Raw genomic sequence first — 20354 nt, 5'->3', positions numbered from 1 at the left:
CCTTGCCCGCCGCGCTAGAGACAAGGCCGATCTCACCGAGGAGCCCGGGACATGGCGATGGAAAAGACGTTCGATGCGGCCGAGGCCGAAGCCCGGCTCTACGAGGCATGGGAACAGGCGGGGGCATTCCGCGCAGGCGCTGGCGCGCGCCGGTCCGAGACCTTCTCGATGATGATTCCGCCGCCCAACGTCACGGGCTCGCTGCATATGGGTCACGCCTTCAACAACACGTTGCAGGACATCCTCGCGCGCTGGCACCGGATGCGCGGCTTCGACACGCTGTGGCAGCCCGGGCAGGACCATGCGGGCATCGCCACCCAGATGGTGGTCGAGCGCGAGATGGCCAAGGCGGGTAACGAGACCCGCCGCGAGATGGGCCGCAAGAAGTTCCTCGGCAAGGTCTGGGAGTGGAAAGCTCAGTCGGGCGGCACCATCGTCGATCAGTTGAAGCGCCTCGGCGCGTCCTGCGACTGGGATCGCAACGCCTTCACCATGTCCGGCGCGCCCGGCGCGCCCGAGGGCGAGCAGGGCAATTTCCATGACGCGGTGATCAAGGTCTTCGCCGACATGTACGGCAAGGGCCTGATCTATCGCGGCAAGCGGCTGGTGAACTGGGACCCGCATTTCGAGACGGCGATCTCGGATCTCGAGGTCGAGAACATCGAGCAGCCCGGCAGCATGTGGCACTTCAAGTACCCGCTGGCCGGCGGCGAGACCTATACCTATGTGGAGCGCGACGAGGACGGCAATGTCGTCTTCGAGGAGGAGCGCGACTACATCGCCATCGCCACGACGCGGCCCGAGACGATGCTCGGCGACGGCGCGGTGGCGGTGCATCCCGATGACGCGCGCTATGCGCCGATCATCGGCAAGCTGTGCGAAATCCCGGTCGGCCCCAAGGAGCATCGCCGCCTGATCCCGATCATCACCGACGAGTACCCGGAGATGGACTTCGGCTCAGGCGCGGTGAAGATCACCGGAGCGCACGACTTCAACGACTACGAGGTCGCCAAGCGCGGCGGCATCCCGATGTATCGCCTTATGGACACCAAGGGCGCGATGCGCGCCGACGGCGCCCCCTATGCCGAGGCCGCCGCGCGCGCGCAGGACGTGGCGAAAGGTGCCGAGATTTCGGTCATGGAGGCCGACGCGCTCAACCTCGTGCCGGACGAGTATCGCGGGCTCGATCGGTTCGAGGCGCGCGAAGCGGTGATCGCAGACATCACCGAGCAGGGCCTGGCAGTCATGGTGCCCGAATACGACCCGCGCCTCGGCCCCAAGGCCGCCAAGCGCGAGGCCGCCGAGGAAGGCGGCAGCGCCCCCGAGACGCGGCTCGTGCCGCTGGTCGAGCACAAGCCGATCATGCAGCCCTTCGGCGATCGCTCCAAGGTTGTGATCGAGCCGATGCTGACCGACCAGTGGTTCGTCGACACCTCGAAGATCGTGGGCCCCGCGCTCGATGCCGTGCGCAACGGCGAGACGAAGATCCTGCCCGAGCGCGACGCCAAGGTCTATTTCCACTGGCTCGAGAACATCGAGCCGTGGTGCATCTCGCGCCAGCTCTGGTGGGGCCACCAGATCCCGGTGTGGTACGGGCCGACGCTCACCGATGGCCATGTCGACCTCGAAGCCGACTGGACCCCGTTCTGCGCCGCCACCCGCGAGGAGGCGTTCGCCAAGATGGCCGCCTATTACGGCCATGACGAGATCCGCTTCGTCGAGGACCGTCAGGAGGCGCTGGCGCTGTTCGAAGCCGTGATCGGCAACACCACCGACGAGGGCGCGATCCGCAGCCCTCAGGCCCCGACCGCCATTCCCGTCTGGCGCGATCCCGACGTGCTCGACACGTGGTTCTCCTCAGGGCTCTGGCCGATCGGCACGCTGGGTTGGCCCGAACAGACCCCGGAGCTGGAGAAGTACTTTCCGACCACCACGCTGGTCACCGGCTTCGACATCATCTTCTTCTGGGTCGCACGGATGATGATGATGCAATACGCCGTGGTCGATCAGAAGCCCTTCGACACCGTCTATGTCCACGCCCTCGTCCGCGACGAGAAGGGCAAGAAGATGTCGAAGTCCCTAGGCAACGTCATGGACCCGCTCGATCTCATCGACGAGTACGGCGCGGATGCCGTGCGCTTCACCCTCACCGCCATGGCAGCGATGGGGCGCGACCTGAAGCTCTCGACCCAGCGGATCGCGGGCTACCGCAACTTCACCACCAAGCTGTGGAATGCCTGCCGCTTTGCCGAGATGAACGGCGCGCTGGCGCCCGAGCGTCACGCCGCCCCTTCGGTCCCGCCCAAGGCCACCGCCACGGTCAACCGCTGGATCGTGTCGGAGACCGCGAAGATCCGCGAGGAGACCGATGCGGCGCTCGCCGCCTACCGTTTCAATGATGCCGCGAACGGGCTCTACGCCTTCGTCTGGGGCAAGGTCTGCGACTGGTATGTCGAGTTCTCCAAGCCGCTGCTGCAAGGAGAGGATGATGCCGCAAAGGCCGAGACGCAGGCGGTCATGGCTTGGGTGCTGGACCAGTGCATGATCCTGCTGCACCCGATCATGCCCTTCATCACCGAGGAGCTGTGGGGCAACACCGCCCAGCGCGACACCATGCTCGTTCATGCCGAATGGCCCGAATACACCACCGCCGATCTGGCCGACCCCGAAGCCGAGGCCGAGATGTCGCTCGCCATTGCGATGGTCGAAGGCGTGCGCTCGGCCCGGGCGCAGATGAACGTGCCCGCAGGCCTTCAGGTGCCGGTCGTCCTCGTCGGTGCCGACGAGGCCGTGCGCACCGCGTGGGACCGCAACGCCGCGATGATCTCGCGGCTGGCGCGGATCGAGGCAATGGTCGAGGCCGAGGCCGCCCCCAAGGGCGCGATCACCGTGCCCCTGCCCGGTGCGACGCTGGCGCTGCCGCTTGCCGACATCATCGACGTCTCGGCCGAGAAGGCCCGGCTCGAAAAGGTGCTGGGCAAGCTCGAAAAGGAACTGGGCGGCCTGCGCGGACGGCTCAACAACCCCAAATTCGCGCAGAGCGCCCCCGAGGAGGTGGTCGAGGAGACCCAGCAGAATCTCGCCGCGCGCGAGGCCGAAAAGGCGCAACTCGCCGCCGCTCTCGATCGGCTGGCCGAGATCATGTGAAGCGATCCCGCCCGCGCTTTTGGAAACGAAGCGTGGGCGGGGCGCCCTCGGAGAGGGTCTGGATCTAGCTCGGAAAGATCAGCTTGTAGGCGAAGGTCATGACGACGCCCAGGCCGGATAGCAGCAGGATCGCCCAGATATAGTCGAATCCGGAACGCTCCTCGAACTCGGAGGGGGAAAAGGCGATGCGAAGTACGCGGACGCCACGTCGCAGATATCGAACCATTTTCATCCTCAGGTTGACACGGACACGCTAGCCGCCCATTTCCGCTGGTGCAAGCGTTTGTCGCTTGTCCCTGTCACGGCCGCGCGGCATCCTTGGGCGATGACCGATCCACGCCTCACCCCGCTCGCCGCCTCGCTGCCCGACCTCGTGCCCTTTGTGGGACCCGAAACGCTCGAACGCCGCATGGGCCGCGCCTTCACCGCGCGAATTGGTGCAAACGAAAGCGTGTTCGGCCCCGCCCCCGGCGCCATCGCGGCGATGCAGGAGGCGGCCCGGGACGCGTGGATGTATGGCGACCCCGAGGCGCATGAACTACGCCATGCCATCGCGGCGCATCACGGGGTCGATCCCGGCCATGTCCGCGTCGGCGAAGGCATCGACGGGCTTTTGGGCCTTCTGGTCCGGCTTACTATCGGCCCCGGCGACTGGGTGGTGACCTCGAAGGGCGGCTATCCGACCTTCGACTTCCACGTGACCGGATTTGGCGGGCGTATCGAGCAGGTCCCCTACGAGGCCGACCGTGTCGATGCCAAGGGGCTGATGGAGCGCGCCGCCTGGTCGGGGGCCAAGCTGGTCTACCTCGCGAATCCCGACAACCCGATGGGCGGAATGCACGACGCCGCCACGGTCCAGGAGATGATAGAGGCGCTGCCCGATGGCGCGCTGCTCGTGCTCGACGAGGCCTATGTGGAGTTCGCCCCCGAGGCCGAACTGCCCCGGATCGACCCGGCCAACGACAGGGTGATCCGCTTTCGCACCTTTTCCAAGGCGCATGGCCTCGCAGGCGCACGGGTCGGCTATGCCATCGGGCCCAAGCCGCTCATCGCGGCCTTCGACAGGGTGCGCAATCATTTCGGCCTGACCCGGATGGCGCAGGCCGGGGCGCTGGCGGCGCTCGCCGACCGCGCGCACCTCTCGCATGTGGTGACCGAAGTGGCCCGCGCCCGCGCGCGAATTGCCGCCATCGCACATGACAACGGCCTCGCGCCCCTGCCTTCGGCCACCAATTTCGTCGCCATCGACTGTGGGGCCGACGGGGCATTCGCGAAACGGGTGGTGGCCGCTCTCGGCGATCTCGGCGTCTTCGTGCGGATGCCCGGCGTGGCGCCACTCAATCGCTGCATCCGCGTCACCGCAGGGCGCGAGGCCGATCTCGACGTCTTCGCGCAGGCGTTACCGCGTGCGCTGGAAACCGCCCGCGCCGCGCCCTAGGTGATATGAGGCCTAAGGAGGCCGCCATGCGCCAACCCGCCCCGAACTTCACCAACGCTTTTCTCGCCACGCTCGGCGTGATGCTGTTCATGGGGCTGCTGACCGCGGGGGCGATCTGGGGCTGGGCCGGGGTGATCTTCGGCGCGCTGGGCTTTGACGGCCTCTCCCGTCCCATTGCCCGCCGCGCCCGGCGCTAGGCCCGCGCCGAAATCTCGGCCACGCTCGATGCGATCAGATCGAGACAGTCGGGCGTGGAAAAGCGGTGATCGGCCCCGTCGACCAGCGTCAGCCGCATGTCCGGCCCTTCGGCATGTTCGAACAGCCGCAACGCCGTGGCGACCGAGACATCCTCGTCCGCCGTGCCTTGCAAAAAGCGCACCGGAAACGGCAGCGGCAGCGGACTGCGCAGCACGAGGTTGCCGCGCCCCTCCTCGATCAGCCGCCGGGTGATGCGCAGCGGGTCGCCGTAATCGGAAGGGTGGTCGAGATAGCCCTCGACCTCGAAGCGGGTCCGCATCTCGCCGGTCATCCCGGCCCAGAACCCATCCTCGGTAAAGTCGGGCGCCGCGGCGATGGTGACGAGGCCCGCCACCTTCTCGGGCACCGCACGGGCCAGCAGCAGCGAGATCCAGCCCCCCATCGAGGAGCCGACAAGGATCTGGGGTCCTCTCGTCAGCGACAGCGCCGCCGCCGCGTCCTCGGCCCAATCACCGATCGCCCCCTCCTCGAACGTGCCGCCGCTGCTGCCATGGCCTGAATAGTCGAACCGCAGGAAGGCGCGGCCCTGCCGCTTGGCCCAGTCTTCGAGAAACACCGCCTTGGTGCCCTCCTTGTCCGAGCGGAAGCCGCCCAGGAACACCACGCCCGGCCCCTCGCCCGGCGTATGGTCATAGGCGATACGGCGGCCCTGTAGGCTGGTGAACTCGGGCATGGCTCTCTCCGTTCGGGGTCGGCCCGCAGCATCGAAGCGCGCGCCCCCGATGGCAAGCCCCGCGCTTGACAGCCCGGCCCTGCCCGATCATCAAGCCCCTCACGCATATAACCCGCAACCGGGCGTTCCGTGGGCGCCAAACCGACGAGGAGGCCGACATGGCCCAGATCTCCCTCACCTTTCCCGATGGCAACAGCCGCGACTACCCCGCAGGCGTCACCGCCGCCGAGGTGGCGCAGTCGATTTCGCCCAGCCTCGCCAAGAAGGCCATCTCCGCCGATGTGAACGGCAATCACTGGGACCTGAGCTGGCCGATCCAACATGACAGCCAGATCGCCATTCACTCGACCAAGGACGAAGCGCCCTCGCTCGAACTGATGCGCCATGCCTTCGCGCATGTGATGGCCCGCGCGGTGCAGGAGATCTGGCCCGACGTGAAGGTCACCATCGGCCCGGTCACCGAGAATGGCTGGTTCTACGACTTCGACCGCTCCGAGCCCTTCACCCCCGAAGACCTCGGCGCGATCGAGAAGAAGATGAAGGAAATCATCGCCAAGTCCGAGCCGATCCGCAACGAGGTGTGGGACCGGGCGCAGGCGCGCGCCTACTATCAGGAGCGCGGCGAGACCTTCAAGATCGAGCTTCTCGACCGCATCCCCGAGGACGCACCGATCCGCATGTATTGGCATGGCGAGTGGCAGGATCTCTGCCGCGGCCCGCATCTTCAGCATCTGGGCCAGCTGCCGGCCGACGCGTTCAAGCTGATGGGCGTCTCTGGCGCCTACTGGTTCGGCGACGTGTCGCGGCCGCAGCTGCAGCGCATCTCGGGCGTCGGTTTCCGCAACCGCGACGAGCTCAAGGCGCATCTGACCATGCTGGAGGAGGCCGCCAAGCGCGACCACCGCAAGCTCGGCCGCGAGATGGACCTGTATCACCTGCAGGAGGAAGCGCCGGGCATGGTGTTCTGGCACCCGAACGGCTGGACCGTCTATCGCGCGCTCGAAGACTACATGCGCCGCCGCCAGAACGCCGCCGGTTACCGCGAAATCCGCACGCCGCAGGTCGTCGACCGGGTGCTGTGGGAGCGGTCGGGCCACTGGGAGGCGTATCGCGAGAACATGTTCATCGTCGAGGTGGACGAGGAAGGCGCCAAGGAAAAGCGCACCAATGCGCTCAAACCCATGAACTGCCCCTGCCACGTGCAGGTGTACAATCAGGGCCTCAAATCCTACCGCGACCTGCCACTCAGGCTGGCTGAGTTCGGCTCCTGTCACCGCTACGAATCCTCGGGCTCCATGCACGGGCTGATGCGGGTGCGCGGCTTCGTGCAGGACGATGCGCATATCTTCTGCACCGAGGATCAGCTGGAGCAGGAATGCGCCGACTTCATCGGCCTGCTGGCTTCGGTCTATCACGATCTCGGCTTCGAGAAGTTCGACATCAAGCTCTCGACCCGGCCCGAGACCCGCGTGGGCTCCGACGAGATCTGGGACAAGGCCGAGACTGCGCTCGAAAAGGCGATCCAGAAGGCCGGGGCGGAGTATACCGTCGATCCGGGCGAAGGCGCGTTCTATGGCCCCAAGCTCGACTTCAAGCTCACCGACGCGATCGGGCGCGAGTGGCAGTGCGGCACCTTCCAGGCCGATTTCAACCTGCCCGACCGGCTGGATGCGGAGTTCGTCAACGAAAAGGGCGACAAGGCGCGGCCCGTCATGCTGCACCGCGCGATCCTTGGCTCGTTCGAGCGGTTCTTGGGCATCCTGATCGAGAACCACGCCGGTCGCCTGCCGCTCTGGCTCGCACCGCGTCAGGTCGTCGTGGGCTCGATCGTCTCGGATGCCGACGATTACGTGCACGAGGTGGTCGCGGCGCTGCGACGCGCCGGCATCCGCGCCGAGGCCGACACCCGCAACGAGAAGATCAACTACAAGGTGCGCGAGCATTCGGTCGGCAAGGTGCCGGTGATCCTCGCCATCGGCGGCCGCGAGGTCGAGGAGCGCACCGTCAGCCTGCGTCGCTTGGGCGAGAACCGCTCCGAGGTGCTGCCGCTCGACGACGTTCTGACGCGCCTCCGCGACGAGGCGACGCCGCCGGACCTGCGCCGCGCGGGCTGAGGCCCTAGACCCCTTGGCGGTAGGCCCCGCCCTCTTCGATCACCGGGCGCTTCAGAAGCGCCGGGTGATCCTCCAGAAGCCCGGCCACTGGCCGGGCTTTTTCGTCTTCGCCCAGCCCCCGCCACGTGGTCGAGGAGCGGTTGATCGCACGGTCGCCAAAGGCCGCGACGATCGCCGCGCGCTCCTCCGCCTCCAGAGGCTCCGCCCGCACGTCGACCAGCACTGGATCATGCCCCTGCGCGGTCAGCGTCTTCATCGCGGCGCGCGTCTTGTCGCAGTTCTTCAGCCCGAGAACCCGCATCTTTCCCTCCACATGTGATTTGCCTTTCAGTGCCGCGCCCTACTGTCCTTGGCAACCGCAAGGCGTGCGGTCGCAGTTCCAGTGACGGGAGTATGTGCCATGCCGAAGGGCACCGTGAAATGGTTCAACACCACCAAGGGCTATGGTTTCATCGCGCCGGAGGATGGCGGCAAGGACATCTTCGTCCACATCTCGGCGGTGGAACGCTCCGGCCTCACCGGCCTCGCCGATGACGAGCCGGTGGAGTTCGAGTTGATCGAAGGGCGGGATGGTCGGGAGATGGCGGGGAATTTGCGGAAAGTTTAACAATCGTTCTTCAGATTTACTCAACGTGGAACTGATATGGAGCGACTTGAGATAGGAACTCCTCCCTATCCCGGTCACTTTTCGTCATAAAGCCCTCAATATTTACATACTTTAATGCAATCCTGCCTGATGCAGATACTTTATAGAGGTCATAGGGGTCGCCCAACATATAAGCGGCGACATAGTACCGCTCTATGTATCCGTTCTTTCTTAACAATCTCACATCAGGATGACTTGACCGCAGTTGGGTTGCATCTGGCTCCTGACTTTCGACAAGACTAAGAATTACTTGAGGTCGGAGCGAAAGGTTGGAATTTGCCGCACCCCAATGCCGTACCATGCATTTGTATATACCAATAATTCTTCCCCACAGGCTTTTTACCACCTCAAAGGCAAACAAGGCCAGCGCCACACACAAGACGATAAAAAGCAAATATTTTGCGTTTGAGAACGATGCCTCTATTTCGTTTTTGGCAAGATATTCAAAAGGATCTTTGATCGACAGGTAGGGCACTGTGATCCCGATGAGTATCATCCGGGCAGGCGTAAATAGGTGGCCCACCTTTATAGTAAGCCAAGACCAAATCTCGCTCATTTTCCAACGATAGCCTCAAACTCCCGCCACTCCCGAGCACTCATCCCGGACGTCTCCTGAGTCACCTCCTCCCCAGCGAGCATCCGACGCAGGCACTTTACACCGGAAGCTGAAAGCGTCACCCCCCCGAGGCGATACTCCTCGAAGGCGCGGTAGGCGGCGGGCACCCAGTCCCTGACCATCTCGCAGATTGCGTCGGCATAGACCCGGATCTCGTATTGCGCGTGGGGATCGGAGCGCAGGCGCAGGAAGTGAAACAGGTTGTGCAGATCCACCTTCCAATACCACTGCGTGTAGATGTTGGCGGGCAGGTTCATCCGCGCCAGCTCGCGCGCGAGGCCCTGCTGGCCCTCATCGGAAATCATCGCCTTGTAATGGTCATAGGCGCGATGCGCGTCCTCGCGCAGCCAGTCAAGCACACGGGCCGATTCCTCCGCGCCAAGCACGTCGCCCCGGCCCTGGTTGTTCTGCGCCGACTGCGCGGCGAGGTCTTCGGCGCGCGGGATGTAGAACTCCCGGTCGAGGATCGAGTAGCGGGCGGAGTATTCGTTGACGTTGGCGGTGCGGTGGCGGATCCACTGGCGCGCGACGAAAACGGGGAGCTTCACGTGCAGCTTCAGCTCGCACATCTCGAACGGGGTCGAGTGCCAGTGCCGCATCAGGTAGCGGATCAACCCCTCGTCGTTCTGCACCGACTTGGTGCCGCGCCCGTAGCTGACGCGCGCCGCCTGACAGATCGCGGCGTCGTCGCCCATGTAGTCGATCATCCGCACAAAACCGTGGTCGAGCACCGGCATCGCGCGGTAGAGGTGCTTTTCGGCCCCGTCCGAGACGGCACGCAGGGTGGATCGGGGGGTGGCACGCAGATCGGCGATCTCGGCGTCCTGCTCGGGCGTCAGCGGCATGGGGGAGTCTCCTGAATCCGGGTCTGCCCATCCATAGCCGCCGCGTGGCAGGAGGGAAACAACCCCGCACCGGGACCGGCGCGCAGGGCGGCGCGCGTTGACACCCCCCCGCCCCGCCCGGACAGTCGGCGCGACACGCAGAGCCGAGGGCCGCCCGATGATCCGTCTTCTCTCCACCGCCGCGCTGCTGGCGCTTCTGACCGGCTGCGGCGATGGCCAGCCCTTCGAGTTCGAGGGGGAGGAGACGACCGACGCCGGCGACGACACGACGCCCGACGCCCCGGACGACGACGATGGCTTTGACGGCGATATCGAGGTGCCGCCCGGCACCACCAACCCCACGCCCGACGATTCCATCGTGCGATTCGAGCCCGAGGGCGAGGCGGGCGGCGGCTTCGTGCGGACGGTCTCCTACAATGCCGCTGCCCAGAGTTTCACCGTCGACAACCTCGCCTTCGACGGGGTCGGCCCCTATCAACCCAACGACAGCCCCGACACGCTCGGCGGCTATGCCGTGTTCGAGAGCGACCGGACCGTCACGGACAGGGTGAACGGCGAGGAGGTGGATCAGCTCGACTACCGCGCGATCTATGGGGTGAGCACCAACCGCACCACCGTGGATGGCGAGCGCCTGCCGGTGTCGCGCTTTGCGATCGTGCGCAGCGGCGATTTTACGGGCTATGGCTTCGGCGGCTTTCTCTACGAGCGCAACGGCGGCATGGAACTGCCGACCCGGCGCGACGGTCAGGCGGTTTTCGTGGGCGATTACGCGGGCCTGCGCGTCTTTGACGGGCGCGGTGGTCAGGAGCTGACGGAAGCCAAGATGAGCATCGCGGTCGATTTCACCGATTTCAACAGCTCGGAAGGTGTCGACGGGGTGCTCTATGACCGCCGCGCCTATACGCGTGACGGCGACGACATCGTGGTCAACCGCAGCGGCTCCCGGCGCGAGGATGCCACGGGCACCGCCGTGCTCGACCTGCCGGTGGCCCGGTTCACCCTCGCCACCGGTTCGGTCACCGACGACGGCGAAATCCTCGGCTCCATCAGCAGCCGCGTCGCGGTTGACGGCAGGGTTCAGGATTATGAGGACGGCACGTATTACGGCATCATCGGCGGCGATCTCGACACGGGCGGCGAGGTGGTCGGCGTGCTGGTGATGACGTCGAACGATCCGCGATACGACGGTGTGACGGCGCAGGAAACCGGGGGTTTCATCCTGTACCGCGACGCCAACCGCTGATGCGGCCGGTGCGTCTGCGGACCCTTGCCGCGACGGCGGTGCTGGCGCTCGGCCTGACGGGCCCTGCCACGGCGCAGACCACGCTTGACGCCGCAGGGTTGCGTGCGCTCGCGGTGTCCGAGATGGCGCGGGGCAATCTCGCGCAGGCCGAGACGATGGCGCGCGCGTTGCTGGCGCATGACCCCCGGGACGCCACGGCGCTGACGCTGGCCGCCGAAGGGGCCGTGGCGCGCGGCGACTGGGCCGGGGCGCAGGAATTGGCCCGGCGCGCCCATGCCCGCGTCGAGGGACCGGCGCGGTTTCGCATGGCGCGCATCATGGCTTTCGCCCTGGCCAAGCAGGGACGCTTCACCCAGGCGCAGTTCTGGTTGCGCCGGGCCGAACCCGACGCGCCCGACCCACATGCTGCCACCGGGCTGGCACGCGACTACCGCATGGTCGCGTCGCAAAACCCGCTATCTTTCCGGCTAGGGCTGAACGTGGCGCCGTCGTCGAACGTCAATAGCGGCAGCCGCGCGCGGACCCTGACGCTACCCGGCCTGCCCTTCGAGTTCGAACTGTCCGGTGACGCGCGGGCTTTGTCGGGTCTCGCGGTCACCGGCTCGGTAGAGCTTGGCTACGACCTGCCGCCCCTGCCGACCGGCCCCGTGCGGCTCGATTTTCGCGCCATGGGGCGGACTTACCGGCTCAGCGACAGCGCGCGGGCACAGGCGCCGGAGGCGCGGGGCTGGGATTTTGCACAGGCGGTACTGGGCTTTGGCGCGAACCACCGGCTGTTGCGCGGCGGTGCCCCGCCGATCGACATTTCGGCCGAGCTGGCGCGAACCTGGTACGGGGGCGAACCCTATCTGGACACGCTGCGGCTTGGGGCTTCGCGGGGCGTGGCGCTCGATGCCGGGCGCAGGCTAGAGCTGTCACTCGGGCTTGAGCGGGTGGAACGACGCGACATAACGGCGGACTGGTGGATGCCGTCGGTCGGCGCGGTGTTGCGGCAGCGGGTCGGCGATGACCGGCTCGACCTCACGGCCCGGCTGCGCGACCTGCGCAGCGACCGGCCCGACACCGGCCACGAAAGTGTCGCACTCGGAGCCGACTACAGCTTCGGGCAAAGCTTTGGCCCCGCGCGGCTCGGCCTCGGGGTCGAGGGCGAATGGCGCGATTACGATGCCTCGCGCTATGCCATGGGAGGGCGCGAGGACCGATCGCTGCGGCTTGATGCGCGGATCGGATTGCCCGATCTGGGGCGCTACGGATTCTATCCCGAAGTGGGGCTGAGCGCCGAGCGGGTCTGGTCGCAGGTCGATCTGTTCGATGAGGAAACCCTGACCCTGGATCTCGGCCTGCGTTCGGCCTTCTGAGGTGCGGCACTGGCGGCGGGCGCGTGGCGTGCTAGGCTCCGTGCCGCACCGCAACGAGGAGGCCGCGCGCAATGGCATTGAAATATCTGCACACCATGGTTCGAGTGAAGGACCTCGAGAAGAGCATGGCCTTTTACGAACTACTCGGCCTCAGGGAGACCAGCCGCAAGGAGAGCGAAGGCGGGCGCTTCACCCTCGTCTTCATGGCCCCTCCCGGTCAGGAGGAATGCCCGGTCGAGTTGACCTGGAACTGGGACGGCGACGAGGGGCTACCCTCCGACAGCCGCCATTTCGGCCACCTCGCCTACCGGGTGGACGACATCTACGAGACCTGCCGTCACCTTCAGGAGAACGGCGTCACGATCAACCGGCCGCCGCGCGACGGGCACATGGCCTTTGTGCGTTCGCCCGACAACGTCTCGATCGAGCTTTTGCAGGAGGGCGACGCCCTTCCGGCGCAAGAGCCTTGGGCCAGCATGGAAAACTCCGGCCACTGGTAAGGCTCTGACCCTAGCCCCGCAGCCGTCACGACTGAGGCGGCGGCGGCGGCGGCGGCGGCGGGGTCAGTAGATGTAGCGTATCTGATCGGTCCAGTAGCGTTCGATCCGGCGCAACGACATGGTGATGTCGTCGATCCCGGTCTGGTCGAGCACGCCGCGCGACAGCATCCCCGCCGCATGGCTCTCGAAAAGCGTATCGACGATGTCGCGGATGCGCCGCCCGTTCTCGGTCAGGCGCACGCGCACCGACCGGCGATCGATCTGACAGCGCTGGTGGTGCATATAGCCCGCCTCGACCAGCTTCTTGAGATTGTAGCTGACATTGCTGCCCTGATAGTAGCCGCGCGACTTCAGCTCGCCTGCCGTCACCTCGTTGTCGCCCACGTTGAACAACAGCAAGGCCTGCACGGCGTTGATCTCGATCACGCCGACACGCTCGAACTCGTCCTTGATCACGTCGAGCAGCAGCCGGTGCAGCCGCTCCACGAGGGTGAGGCTGTCGAGATAGCTCGTCATGAAGGCCATATCCCGCGCTCCGCGCAGCGCCGGCTCCAAAGAGGAATGCACACTCATCATCAAATCTCCGTTCTGCCCGCTCGAAGGCAGGATTGCGGCAGAATGACAAAGAAACGGTTAAATTTCCTCGGGCTGGGGTCAGCGCGGGCGGGTCACGCCGCGCGCGCCGTCGGCGATCTCGGCCACGAGGGCGGCATATCGCTCCGGAACCGGAAGGGCGCCCGACACCCAAGCATAGAGGTCGTGGTCGTTCTCGGACAAAAGCCGGTCGTAAAGTCCGAGCTCCGCATCGCTCATCGCCGCAACGCGCCGGCTGGCGAAGTCCTGCAGGATCAGATCCATCTCCTTGATGCCGCGCCGCATCGAGCGCATCCGCAGGCGCCGTTCGCGGGTATCGCGAGGTTCGTCCGAGGGCGCTTCGGCCTCGATCGGTAGCCCGCTCACGAGGCTCCCTCCACGCTGCGCTTGAGTCGCTTTTCCAAGGTCGCCATGCGCTCGGCGGCCTGCACCATTTCGGCGCGCAGCACTCGCATTTCGGAGAGGATCTCTGACAGGGCCATGGGCGGCGTCTCGGAGGTGGGGGCCTCGGGGCCGTCGCCGCGCCCGGTCAGGAGCCAGCTCAGCGATACGTTGAGCATGCCCGCGAGCATCTGCAGCCGGTTGGCGCGGGGCTCGTCCATGTCGTCTTCCCAAGCCTGCAGGGTGGACACCTCCACCCCGATCCGTGTCGCCAGCGCCTCCTGGCTCAGCCTCGCGCCCTCGCGCGCACCGGCCAGCCTGTCGCCGAAGGTGGCGGCCGTTTCGCTGTAATAGCCCTCATCCTGCATCACGCGTCCCTTCCCGGCTAGCGCCGCTTGATGGCGGCCTGCCCTCGCCATATGACATGCGCGACGCCGCGTTTCCAGAACAGCGACGACCTGCCACACCCGCCTTGCGACATCCCGGAGCCCGCCATGCCGTTTCTCTCCGACACCCTCTCGCGGGTGAAGCCCTCGCCCACCATCGCAATGACCAACAAGGCGGCCGAGCTGAAGGCCGAAGGCCGCGACATCATCGGCCTCTCGGCGGGCGAGCCCGATTTCGACACCCCTGCCAACATCGCCGAAGCCGGGCGCCGCGCGATCGCGGAAGGCCGCACCCGCTACACCGCCGTCGACGGCATCCCCGAGTTGAAGCGCGCGATCTGCGCTAAGTTCAAACGCGACAACGATCTCGACTACACGCCCTCGCAGGTGAGCGTCGGCACCGGCGGCAAGCAGCTGCTCTACAATGCGCTGATGGCGACGCTGAACCCCGGCGACGAGGTGATCATCCCGGCCCCCTACTGGGTAAGCTATCCCGACATGGTGCTGCTTGCGGGCGGCACGCCGGTCACCGTGGCCTGCGGCATCGCCGCCGGCTTCAAGATCACACCCGATCAGCTAGAGGCGGCGATCACCCCTGCGACCAAGTGGTTCCTGTTCAATTCGCCCTCGAACCCCACCGGCGCGGGCTATTCCTGGGATGAGCTGAAGGCGCTGACCGAGGTGCTGCTGCGCCATCCCCATGTCTGGGTGATGACAGACGACATGTACGAGCACCTGACCTTCGGCGATTTCCGCTTCTGCACGCCCGCCCAGGTCGAGCCGGAACTTATGGGCCGCACGCTGACGGTCAACGGCGTCTCCAAAGCCTATGCGATGACCGGCTGGCGCATCGGCTATGCCGCCGGGCCCGAGGCGTTGATCCGCGCCATGGCCAAGGTACAATCGCAATCGACCTCGAACCCCAGTTCGGTGAGCCAATGGGCCGCCGTTGAGGCGCTCAACGGCCCGCAAGATTTCATCGCCACAAATAACACCGTATTCGAGCGGCGCCGCGACCTCGTGGTGGCGGGGTTGAACGCGGCGCCCGGCGTCACCTGCCCGGTGCCCGAGGGGGCGTTCTACGTCTATCCCGATATCTCGGGCTGCATCGGCAAGACCAGTGCGGGCGGCACGGTGATCGGCGATGACGAGGCATTTGCCACGGCGCTTCTGGAGGAGGAGGGCGTCGCCGTCGTGTTCGGCGCGGCCTTCGGGCTTTCACCGAATTTCCGCGTCAGCTACGCTACGTCGGACGCGGCGCTCGAAGACGCCTGCACCCGCATCCGCCGCTTCTGCGAAGGGCTGCGCTGAGCGAGGGATGATGATGACCGACCTGTCCGGCTACTATTTTCGCGTGAAGGAGACGGGCGGCACCATGTATCGCATCGGCGACGAGACCCGGCATCGCCGGGTCGACCTCGAACAGGTCGCGGTGATCAATACCCGCAACGGCGATATCCGCGGTCCCGGCAACCGCCCCCTCGCGCCCGAGGATCAAGCCGCCGCCGAAACCTGGCTGGCGCGGCGGCAGGCGATTCTCGCCGCGCGGCAGATCGACGACATCCACCGCGCCATCGATCACATGAACCTCACCGCGCAATGGGTACAGAGCCAAGCCAGCGCCGAGGATCTCGACGCGGTGACCGAGCCCTTGCTTCTCGCCATGCACGACCTGCGCACGATCCTCGTGCGCAAGAAGGCCGATCGGGTCGAGGCGGCGCGTAAGGAGGGTTGAAGCTCAGCTTTCCTTGCGCCGTCCCTTGCCGCGAAAGACGCGCCACAGGTAGAGCAGCACGATCACCCCGAGGATGCCGTTGGTCACCGGGTTGAGCCAGCCCTGCACCCGTTCGTATTGCGCCTCGAGCAGATAGCCCGCGCCGAACAATGCGCCGACCCAGATCAGCGATCCGGCGGTGGTGTAGGCGAGGAACTTGACCATACCCATGCCCTGAATTCCGGCAGGCACCGAGATCAGCGTGCGCACCGTGGGGATCATCCGCCCGAAGAAGATCGCCGCGGCGCCGTGCCGCTCGAACCAGCCCAGCGCCTTTTCCACATCCTCACGCGACAGCGTCAGCCAGCGCCCGTGCCGATCGACCCAATCCATCAACCGCTCGCGCCCGAGCCTGCGGCCGACCTCGTACCAGATCCACGCCCCCGCGACCGAGCCGATCAGCCCCGCGATCAAGGTCAGCGCCGGGTGTGCCTCTCCCGTCGCGGCGTTGTAGCCCGCGAGCGGCATCACCAGTTCGGAGGGGATGGGGGGAAAGACGTTCTCGAGGAACATGAGAGCCGCGACGGCGAAGGCGCCGCCAGCGGCGATCCAGCTGGTGATGAAATCGAACATGGCCCGCCAACCCGCCAGCGGGCCATGTTGTTCCTAAGCTGCGGCGATCCGGACCGAACGCGACCAGAACCGCCACAGGAGCGTTACCGCCGCCAGCCCCAGCCCGACCACGAGGCCGAGCCAGACCCCCGCCGCGCCGAGGCCCAGCGGAAAGCCCAGCACATAACCCGCGGGAAGGCCGATCACCCAGTAGCTGATTGCGGCGAGCACCATCGGCACGCCGGTGTCCTGCACCCCGCGCAGCAGGCCCAGCGCCATGACCTGAAGCGCGTCGACGATCTGGAACAGCGCGGCGAGCGACAACAGCGTGATGCCGGTGGCGACCACGAGGTCGCGCGCCGGGTCGCCGGGGTCGACGAAGGCCGTGACGAAGGGTTCGGGCATGGAGATGAAGATCAGCGCCACCAGCCCCGCCGAAATCACCGACATCATGACGCCGGACTGACCGATCAGCCGCAGCGCCGTTTCGTCGCGGCGACCCAGTGCCCGGCCCGCGCGCACCGTCGCGGCCTGGCTCAGCCCGACCTGTACCATGAAGGCGACCGAGGTGACCTGCAGCGCGATGCCATGCGCGGCCAAGGGCACCGCGCCGATCCAGCCGATCATCACGCCGGTGGCCACGAACAGCCCCCCTTCGGCGAGGCTGGTCAGGCCGATCGGCGCGCCCAAGCGCAGCACCCGGCCCAGCACCTCGAGATCCGGCCGCCAGAGGCGGCGCACGAGATCGTATTCGGGCAGCCGGCGCAGCGCATAGGCCATGAGCAGAACCGCCTGCAGGATCGCCATCGACAGCGAGGCGATGGCCGCGCCTTGAATGCCCAGCTCGGGCGCGCCCCAGTTCCCGAAGATCAGCGCGTAGTTCAGGAGCGCGTTGCACAGCGCCATGCCAAGCGTGCTCCACAGCAGCACGCCGGTGTGCTCCAGCGCCGAGAGGAACGAGCGCATCACCATCGCCACCAGCCCCGGCACCATCGCCCAGGCCGCGATCCGCAGATAGGCTTCGCCCGCCGCCGCGACCTGCGGCTCCTGCCCCAGCGCGAGAAAGATCTCTTCCGTCCACATCAGGGGCGGCACGAAGACCGCGGCATAGATCATGCCGACCCAGATCCCCATGCGGGTGACGCGCCGCACCATGACCGCATCATTCGCCTCGGCCGCCGTCGCCACGACCGGCATCACCGCCCAGGCAAAGCCCGAGCCGACGATGAAGATCAGGAAATAGAGCGAGGTCGCCAGCGTCGCCGCCGCCAGAGCAGTGACGTCGTACCAGCCGAGCATCACCGTGTCGGTAACGTTCATCGCCATCTGCGCGAGGTTGGAGCCGATCAGCGGCAGCGCCAGCACAAGGAGCCTGCGCCCGTGCTGACGGCGGGTGACGGCCTCGAAGGGTCTCTCGGGGGCGGCGGGGATATCTGCTTGCGTCATGCAAATCCCCTAGACCGCCCATGCCGCCCCCGTCCAGTTCGCGATTGTACGGGTGACGCCGAAACCGTCTCAGCCGTCCAGCGCGTCGCGCCACGAATGCGCGGGCGCAAAGCCCATCATCCGTTTGGCCTTGTCATTGGCATAGAAGGTCTCGTGTTCGCCCATCTCGCGGTGGATCTCGACGCCTTCATAGAAGCGCGCCCGCACCTCGGCATTGCTCAGCCCGACCGAGAGATCGTCGTTCGAGACGTTGAACACCTCATAGCCCAGCCCGTCGGTGGCAAGGCAGCGATCGACCATCTGGCCCAGATCGCGCGCGTCGATATAGGCAAAGATGTTGCGGCGCCGCAGGCCCGGATCCTCGAGATAGGCCGGGAAATCCTGCGCGTATTCATGCGGCTCGATCACATTGTTGATCCGAAGCCCGTAGATGTCGAAGCCGGTGCGCGCCTGAAAGCTCTTCGCCGTCGCCTCGTTGACCACCTTGGACATGGCGTAGCTATCCTGCGGCACGGTCGGGTGCTCTTCGTCCACGGGAAGGTAGGCGGGCGTCACCTCGCCGTCGTGGAAGCAAACGCCGTAGGTCGTCTCCGACGAGGCGAAGATCACTTTGCGGATGCCGAGCTTGGCCGCCGCGTCGAGCAGGTTGTAGGTGCTCATCACGTTGACGCGGTAGGTCTCGTTGTCGGGCTTGAGCAGGATCCGGGGCACGGCGGCGAAATGCACGATGGCGTCGTAGCGCGGCACGCCGGTGCCCGGCTCCAGTTCGTCGAAGCCCGCATAGGCATGGGCCGCGTTGAACACCTGCCCCGCATCGGTGAGGTCGCAGATCAGGTTGTCGACGCCCGGATGATCGAGCGGCACCAGATCGAGGTTGGTGACACGGTGGCCACGTTCGAGCAGATACGGGATCGCGTGACGGCCGGCCTTGCCGGCACCGCCGGTGAACAGAATGCGCATGGTTTCCTCCCTCGCGTCTTGCTCGAATGGTCATAGTGTGCCCCCATCCCGCCGCAACCCGGAGGATGAAGAATGACCAAGTTCCTGTTGGCCGCCGCGACGCTGATCGCGGCACCCGCGATGGCTGAGAACCGCATCGACCGTATCCGCCCCGATGCGCCGGAGCTTGCGGCGCCGGGCGATCACGTGATCGGCGTCACCACCATGAGCTTCACCCGCGAAGCCGTGCCGGACGTGGCCCGCGCCACCGAGGACGGGGTCGAGGAGTACGACCGCGAGATCACTGTCGAGGTCTGGTACCCGGCGGCAGAGGGCACCGAAGCCGGTGGCAGCTACACCGCGCTCCTGCGCGACGGGGTGACCGAGGTGCAGCTTCGGGGCCGCGCCGCACGCGACGCCGCGCCGGCGGCGCAAGGGGCATTCCCGCTGGTCCTCGTCTCGCACGGCTATCCCGGCAACCGCTTCCTGATGAGCCATCTGGCCGAGAGCATCGCCACCAAGGGCTATGTCGTGGCCTCGATCGACCATCCGGATTCGACCTATGACGACATGGGGCCGTTCGGCTCGACGCTGGTGAACCGTCCGCACGATCAGGCCTTCGTGCTCGATCGCATGGCCGGGCTGGACGACCCCATCGGCGCGATCACCGATGGCGACACGGCGGCGGTCATCGGCTACTCGATGGGCGGTTACGGCGCGCTCGTGCTCTCTGGCGCGGGCCTGACCGACACGTTCCGTGCCCTGCCCTATGCGCCGCCGCAGCAGCTTCTGGAAATCAACGCCATGGGGAGTGAGACGCTGGCCGCGCTGCCCGATGAACGGGTCCGGGCGGTGGTCGCGATCGGCCCATGGGGCCGCAACCGCGAGGCCTGGGACGCCGAAGGGCTCTCGGCGATCGACACGCCCCTGATGCTGATCGCGGGCGGGGTGGACGACGTTTCGGGCTACGAGGCGATCCGCTCGATCTTCATGGAGACGACGCGGACCGAGCGGCACCTGCTGACCTTCGACAACGCCAACCACAACGCCGCGGCACCGATGCCCGCCCCCGAGGAGAGTTGGGCCGTCTCCGAGAGCTTGGGCTACGCGCCCTTCGACCATTACGCCGACCCGGTCTGGGACACGGTGCGGATGAACAACATCACCCAGCATTTCGTGACGGCGTTCCTCGATCTGCATCTCAAGTCGGACACCGCCAAGGCCGAATATCTCGACCTCGTGCCCGACAGCGCCGACGCGGTCTGGGACCGGGCCGAGGACGGCACCCCGCACGAGACCGACACCTACTGGACCGGTTTTGCCAACCGCAGCGCCAAGGGCCTGCGCTTCGAGACCCGCAACGTGGGCCAGTGACCGCGCGCCGGGGCCGCCCGCGCGGTCCCGGCCAGGCCAGCCCCGGCACAAAATAAGAACGAAGCCGTGC

Annotated in this window: 22 protein-coding genes; 11 read left to right on the top strand and 11 right to left on the bottom strand. The window is 66.5% G+C overall.

Going from position 1 to position 20354, the window contains the following annotated elements; all coding sequences use genetic code 11:
- Nucleotides 1-51: 51 nt before the first annotated feature.
- Nucleotides 52-3147 (top strand): valine--tRNA ligase, encoded by a 3096-nt coding sequence (locus tag ACJASC_RS06110; protein ID WP_415144413.1) that lies wholly within the window; start codon nt 52-54, stop codon nt 3145-3147.
- 64 nt (nt 3148-3211) lie between these two features.
- Here ACJASC_RS06110 and ACJASC_RS06105 read toward each other — a convergent pair whose 3' ends face one another.
- Complete coding sequence (locus ACJASC_RS06105; protein WP_415144411.1) at nt 3212-3379, bottom strand: hypothetical protein; 168 nt, start codon at nt 3377-3379, stop codon at nt 3212-3214.
- Nucleotides 3380-3472: 93 nt separating this feature from the next.
- Between ACJASC_RS06105 and ACJASC_RS06100 the strand changes: the two genes are divergently transcribed.
- Both ACJASC_RS06100 and ACJASC_RS06095 read left to right on the top strand, forming a co-directional pair.
- Nucleotides 3473-4585 (top strand): pyridoxal phosphate-dependent aminotransferase, encoded by a 1113-nt coding sequence (locus tag ACJASC_RS06100; RefSeq protein WP_415144409.1) that lies wholly within the window; start codon nt 3473-3475, stop codon nt 4583-4585.
- 26 nt (nt 4586-4611) lie between these two features.
- Nucleotides 4612-4782, top strand: coding sequence for a hypothetical protein (locus ACJASC_RS06095; protein ID WP_021692127.1), 171 nt, complete (start codon nt 4612-4614; stop codon nt 4780-4782).
- On the opposite strand, the gene ACJASC_RS06090 is transcribed toward ACJASC_RS06095, so the two are convergent.
- Nucleotides 4779-5516 (bottom strand): alpha/beta hydrolase, encoded by a 738-nt coding sequence (locus ACJASC_RS06090; RefSeq protein WP_415144407.1) that lies wholly within the window; start codon nt 5514-5516, stop codon nt 4779-4781. The two genes, ACJASC_RS06095 and ACJASC_RS06090, sit on opposite strands and share 4 nt — an antisense overlap.
- A 158-nt stretch (nt 5517-5674) precedes the next feature.
- Between ACJASC_RS06090 and thrS the strand changes: the two genes are divergently transcribed.
- The gene (gene thrS, locus ACJASC_RS06085; protein ID WP_415144405.1) at nt 5675-7630 is read left to right on the top strand and encodes a threonine--tRNA ligase; all 1956 of its coding nucleotides are present in this window, start codon (nt 5675-5677) and stop codon (nt 7628-7630) included.
- A 4-nt stretch (nt 7631-7634) separates the two neighbouring features.
- Here the strand turns inward: thrS and ACJASC_RS06080 are convergent, their stop codons facing one another.
- On the bottom strand, nt 7635-7931 hold the full coding sequence (locus ACJASC_RS06080; protein WP_415144403.1) for an arsenate reductase family protein: 297 nt from the start codon (nt 7929-7931) through the stop codon (nt 7635-7637).
- 99 nt (nt 7932-8030) lie between these two features.
- Between ACJASC_RS06080 and ACJASC_RS06075 the strand changes: the two genes are divergently transcribed.
- Entirely contained in the window at nt 8031-8237 is a 207-nt protein-coding gene (locus tag ACJASC_RS06075; protein ID WP_021692131.1) for a cold-shock protein, read from the top strand.
- 16 nt (nt 8238-8253) lie between these two features.
- On the opposite strand, the gene ACJASC_RS06070 is transcribed toward ACJASC_RS06075, so the two are convergent.
- Nucleotides 8254-8832 carry a hypothetical protein gene (locus tag ACJASC_RS06070; protein WP_415144401.1) on the bottom strand — a complete coding sequence of 193 codons (579 nt, stop codon included), beginning with the start codon at nt 8830-8832 and terminating at the stop codon, nt 8254-8256.
- Nucleotides 8829-9737, bottom strand: a complete 909-nt coding sequence (gene thyX / locus ACJASC_RS06065; protein ID WP_415144399.1) for an FAD-dependent thymidylate synthase — start codon at nt 9735-9737, stop codon at nt 8829-8831. The genes ACJASC_RS06070 and thyX overlap by 4 nt, the downstream gene beginning before the upstream one ends.
- A 157-nt stretch (nt 9738-9894) precedes the next feature.
- On the opposite strand from thyX, the gene ACJASC_RS06060 reads away from it, so the two are divergent.
- The 3 genes from ACJASC_RS06060 (at nt 9895) to ACJASC_RS06050 (ending at nt 12838) form a co-directional block, all read left to right on the top strand.
- The gene (locus tag ACJASC_RS06060; RefSeq protein WP_415144397.1) at nt 9895-10980 is read left to right on the top strand and encodes a hypothetical protein; all 1086 of its coding nucleotides are present in this window, start codon (nt 9895-9897) and stop codon (nt 10978-10980) included.
- 8 nt (nt 10981-10988) lie between these two features.
- A complete protein-coding gene (locus ACJASC_RS06055) occupies nt 10989-12338 on the top strand; it encodes a hypothetical protein (protein ID WP_415144395.1) in 1350 nt (449 codons plus the stop codon).
- Nucleotides 12339-12409: 71 nt separating this feature from the next.
- Nucleotides 12410-12838 (top strand): VOC family protein, encoded by a 429-nt coding sequence (locus ACJASC_RS06050; RefSeq protein WP_021692135.1) that lies wholly within the window; start codon nt 12410-12412, stop codon nt 12836-12838.
- A 63-nt stretch (nt 12839-12901) separates the two neighbouring features.
- Here the strand turns inward: ACJASC_RS06050 and ACJASC_RS06045 are convergent, their stop codons facing one another.
- From ACJASC_RS06045 to ACJASC_RS06035, 3 genes are all read right to left on the bottom strand, one after another.
- On the bottom strand, nt 12902-13411 hold the full coding sequence (locus ACJASC_RS06045; protein WP_045319527.1) for a MarR family winged helix-turn-helix transcriptional regulator: 510 nt from the start codon (nt 13409-13411) through the stop codon (nt 12902-12904).
- 81 nt (nt 13412-13492) lie between these two features.
- Nucleotides 13493-13798, bottom strand: a complete 306-nt coding sequence (locus tag ACJASC_RS06040) for a succinate dehydrogenase assembly factor 2 (protein ID WP_415144392.1) — start codon at nt 13796-13798, stop codon at nt 13493-13495.
- On the bottom strand, nt 13795-14181 hold the full coding sequence (locus ACJASC_RS06035; RefSeq protein WP_415144500.1) for a helix-turn-helix domain-containing protein: 387 nt from the start codon (nt 14179-14181) through the stop codon (nt 13795-13797). The genes ACJASC_RS06040 and ACJASC_RS06035 overlap by 4 nt, the downstream gene beginning before the upstream one ends.
- A 126-nt stretch (nt 14182-14307) precedes the next feature.
- Between ACJASC_RS06035 and ACJASC_RS06030 the strand changes: the two genes are divergently transcribed.
- Together ACJASC_RS06030 and ACJASC_RS06025 are read left to right on the top strand one after the other, a co-directional pair.
- A complete protein-coding gene (locus ACJASC_RS06030; protein WP_415144390.1) occupies nt 14308-15510 on the top strand; it encodes a pyridoxal phosphate-dependent aminotransferase in 1203 nt (400 codons plus the stop codon).
- Between the two features lie 10 nt (nt 15511-15520).
- Nucleotides 15521-15934 (top strand): hypothetical protein, encoded by a 414-nt coding sequence (locus ACJASC_RS06025; RefSeq protein ID WP_415144498.1) that lies wholly within the window; start codon nt 15521-15523, stop codon nt 15932-15934.
- Nucleotides 15935-15937: 3 nt separating this feature from the next.
- Here ACJASC_RS06025 and ACJASC_RS06020 read toward each other — a convergent pair whose 3' ends face one another.
- The 3 genes from ACJASC_RS06020 to ACJASC_RS06010 all read right to left on the bottom strand — a co-directional run bounded on the left by ACJASC_RS06020 (nt 15938) and on the right by ACJASC_RS06010 (nt 18931).
- Nucleotides 15938-16546 (bottom strand): DedA family protein, encoded by a 609-nt coding sequence (locus ACJASC_RS06020; protein WP_021692141.1) that lies wholly within the window; start codon nt 16544-16546, stop codon nt 15938-15940.
- A gap of 33 nt (nt 16547-16579) precedes the next feature.
- A complete protein-coding gene (locus ACJASC_RS06015; protein WP_415144388.1) occupies nt 16580-17971 on the bottom strand; it encodes an MATE family efflux transporter in 1392 nt (463 codons plus the stop codon).
- 69 nt (nt 17972-18040) lie between these two features.
- Nucleotides 18041-18931 (bottom strand): NAD-dependent epimerase/dehydratase family protein, encoded by an 891-nt coding sequence (locus tag ACJASC_RS06010; RefSeq protein ID WP_415144386.1) that lies wholly within the window; start codon nt 18929-18931, stop codon nt 18041-18043.
- 72 nt (nt 18932-19003) lie between these two features.
- Between ACJASC_RS06010 and ACJASC_RS06005 the strand changes: the two genes are divergently transcribed.
- On the top strand, nt 19004-20284 hold the full coding sequence (locus ACJASC_RS06005) for an alpha/beta hydrolase family protein (protein ID WP_415144383.1): 1281 nt from the start codon (nt 19004-19006) through the stop codon (nt 20282-20284).
- The last annotated feature ends 70 nt before the right edge of the window (nt 20285-20354 follow it).

The sequence above is a fragment of the Limimaricola cinnabarinus genome (assembly GCF_047631075.1).
Classification (GTDB): domain Bacteria; phylum Pseudomonadota; class Alphaproteobacteria; order Rhodobacterales; family Rhodobacteraceae; genus Limimaricola; species Limimaricola cinnabarinus.
This window is presented reverse-complemented; position numbering and strand designations above follow the sequence as displayed.

What these genes read in the sequence shown, in the direction of transcription:
- ACJASC_RS06025 (WP_415144498.1), top strand. Translation starts at nt 15,521, where the DNA reads ATGATGACCGACCTGTCCGGCTACTATTTTCGCGTGAAGGAGACGGGC.
- ACJASC_RS06035 (WP_415144500.1), bottom strand. Translation starts at nt 14,181, where the DNA reads ATGCAGGATGAGGGCTATTACAGCGAAACGGCCGCCACCTTCGGCGAC.
- ACJASC_RS06090 (WP_415144407.1), bottom strand. Translation starts at nt 5,516, where the DNA reads ATGCCCGAGTTCACCAGCCTACAGGGCCGCCGTATCGCCTATGACCAT.
- ACJASC_RS06070 (WP_415144401.1), bottom strand. Translation starts at nt 8,832, where the DNA reads ATGAGCGAGATTTGGTCTTGGCTTACTATAAAGGTGGGCCACCTATTT.
- ACJASC_RS06010 (WP_415144386.1), bottom strand. Translation starts at nt 18,931, where the DNA reads ATGCGCATTCTGTTCACCGGCGGTGCCGGCAAGGCCGGCCGTCACGCG.
- ACJASC_RS06015 (WP_415144388.1), bottom strand. Translation starts at nt 17,971, where the DNA reads ATGACGCAAGCAGATATCCCCGCCGCCCCCGAGAGACCCTTCGAGGCC.
- ACJASC_RS06105 (WP_415144411.1), bottom strand. Translation starts at nt 3,379, where the DNA reads ATGAAAATGGTTCGATATCTGCGACGTGGCGTCCGCGTACTTCGCATC.
- ACJASC_RS06005 (WP_415144383.1), top strand. Translation starts at nt 19,004, where the DNA reads ATGACCAAGTTCCTGTTGGCCGCCGCGACGCTGATCGCGGCACCCGCG.
- ACJASC_RS06075 (WP_021692131.1), top strand. Translation starts at nt 8,031, where the DNA reads ATGCCGAAGGGCACCGTGAAATGGTTCAACACCACCAAGGGCTATGGT.
- ACJASC_RS06020 (WP_021692141.1), bottom strand. Translation starts at nt 16,546, where the DNA reads ATGTTCGATTTCATCACCAGCTGGATCGCCGCTGGCGGCGCCTTCGCC.
- ACJASC_RS06030 (WP_415144390.1), top strand. Translation starts at nt 14,308, where the DNA reads ATGCCGTTTCTCTCCGACACCCTCTCGCGGGTGAAGCCCTCGCCCACC.
- ACJASC_RS06100 (WP_415144409.1), top strand. Translation starts at nt 3,473, where the DNA reads ATGACCGATCCACGCCTCACCCCGCTCGCCGCCTCGCTGCCCGACCTC.
- ACJASC_RS06045 (WP_045319527.1), bottom strand. Translation starts at nt 13,411, where the DNA reads ATGAGTGTGCATTCCTCTTTGGAGCCGGCGCTGCGCGGAGCGCGGGAT.
- ACJASC_RS06060 (WP_415144397.1), top strand. Translation starts at nt 9,895, where the DNA reads ATGATCCGTCTTCTCTCCACCGCCGCGCTGCTGGCGCTTCTGACCGGC.
- thyX (WP_415144399.1), bottom strand. Translation starts at nt 9,737, where the DNA reads ATGCCGCTGACGCCCGAGCAGGACGCCGAGATCGCCGATCTGCGTGCC.
- ACJASC_RS06080 (WP_415144403.1), bottom strand. Translation starts at nt 7,931, where the DNA reads ATGCGGGTTCTCGGGCTGAAGAACTGCGACAAGACGCGCGCCGCGATG.
- ACJASC_RS06095 (WP_021692127.1), top strand. Translation starts at nt 4,612, where the DNA reads ATGCGCCAACCCGCCCCGAACTTCACCAACGCTTTTCTCGCCACGCTC.
- thrS (WP_415144405.1), top strand. Translation starts at nt 5,675, where the DNA reads ATGGCCCAGATCTCCCTCACCTTTCCCGATGGCAACAGCCGCGACTAC.
- ACJASC_RS06050 (WP_021692135.1), top strand. Translation starts at nt 12,410, where the DNA reads ATGGCATTGAAATATCTGCACACCATGGTTCGAGTGAAGGACCTCGAG.
- ACJASC_RS06110 (WP_415144413.1), top strand. Translation starts at nt 52, where the DNA reads ATGGCGATGGAAAAGACGTTCGATGCGGCCGAGGCCGAAGCCCGGCTC.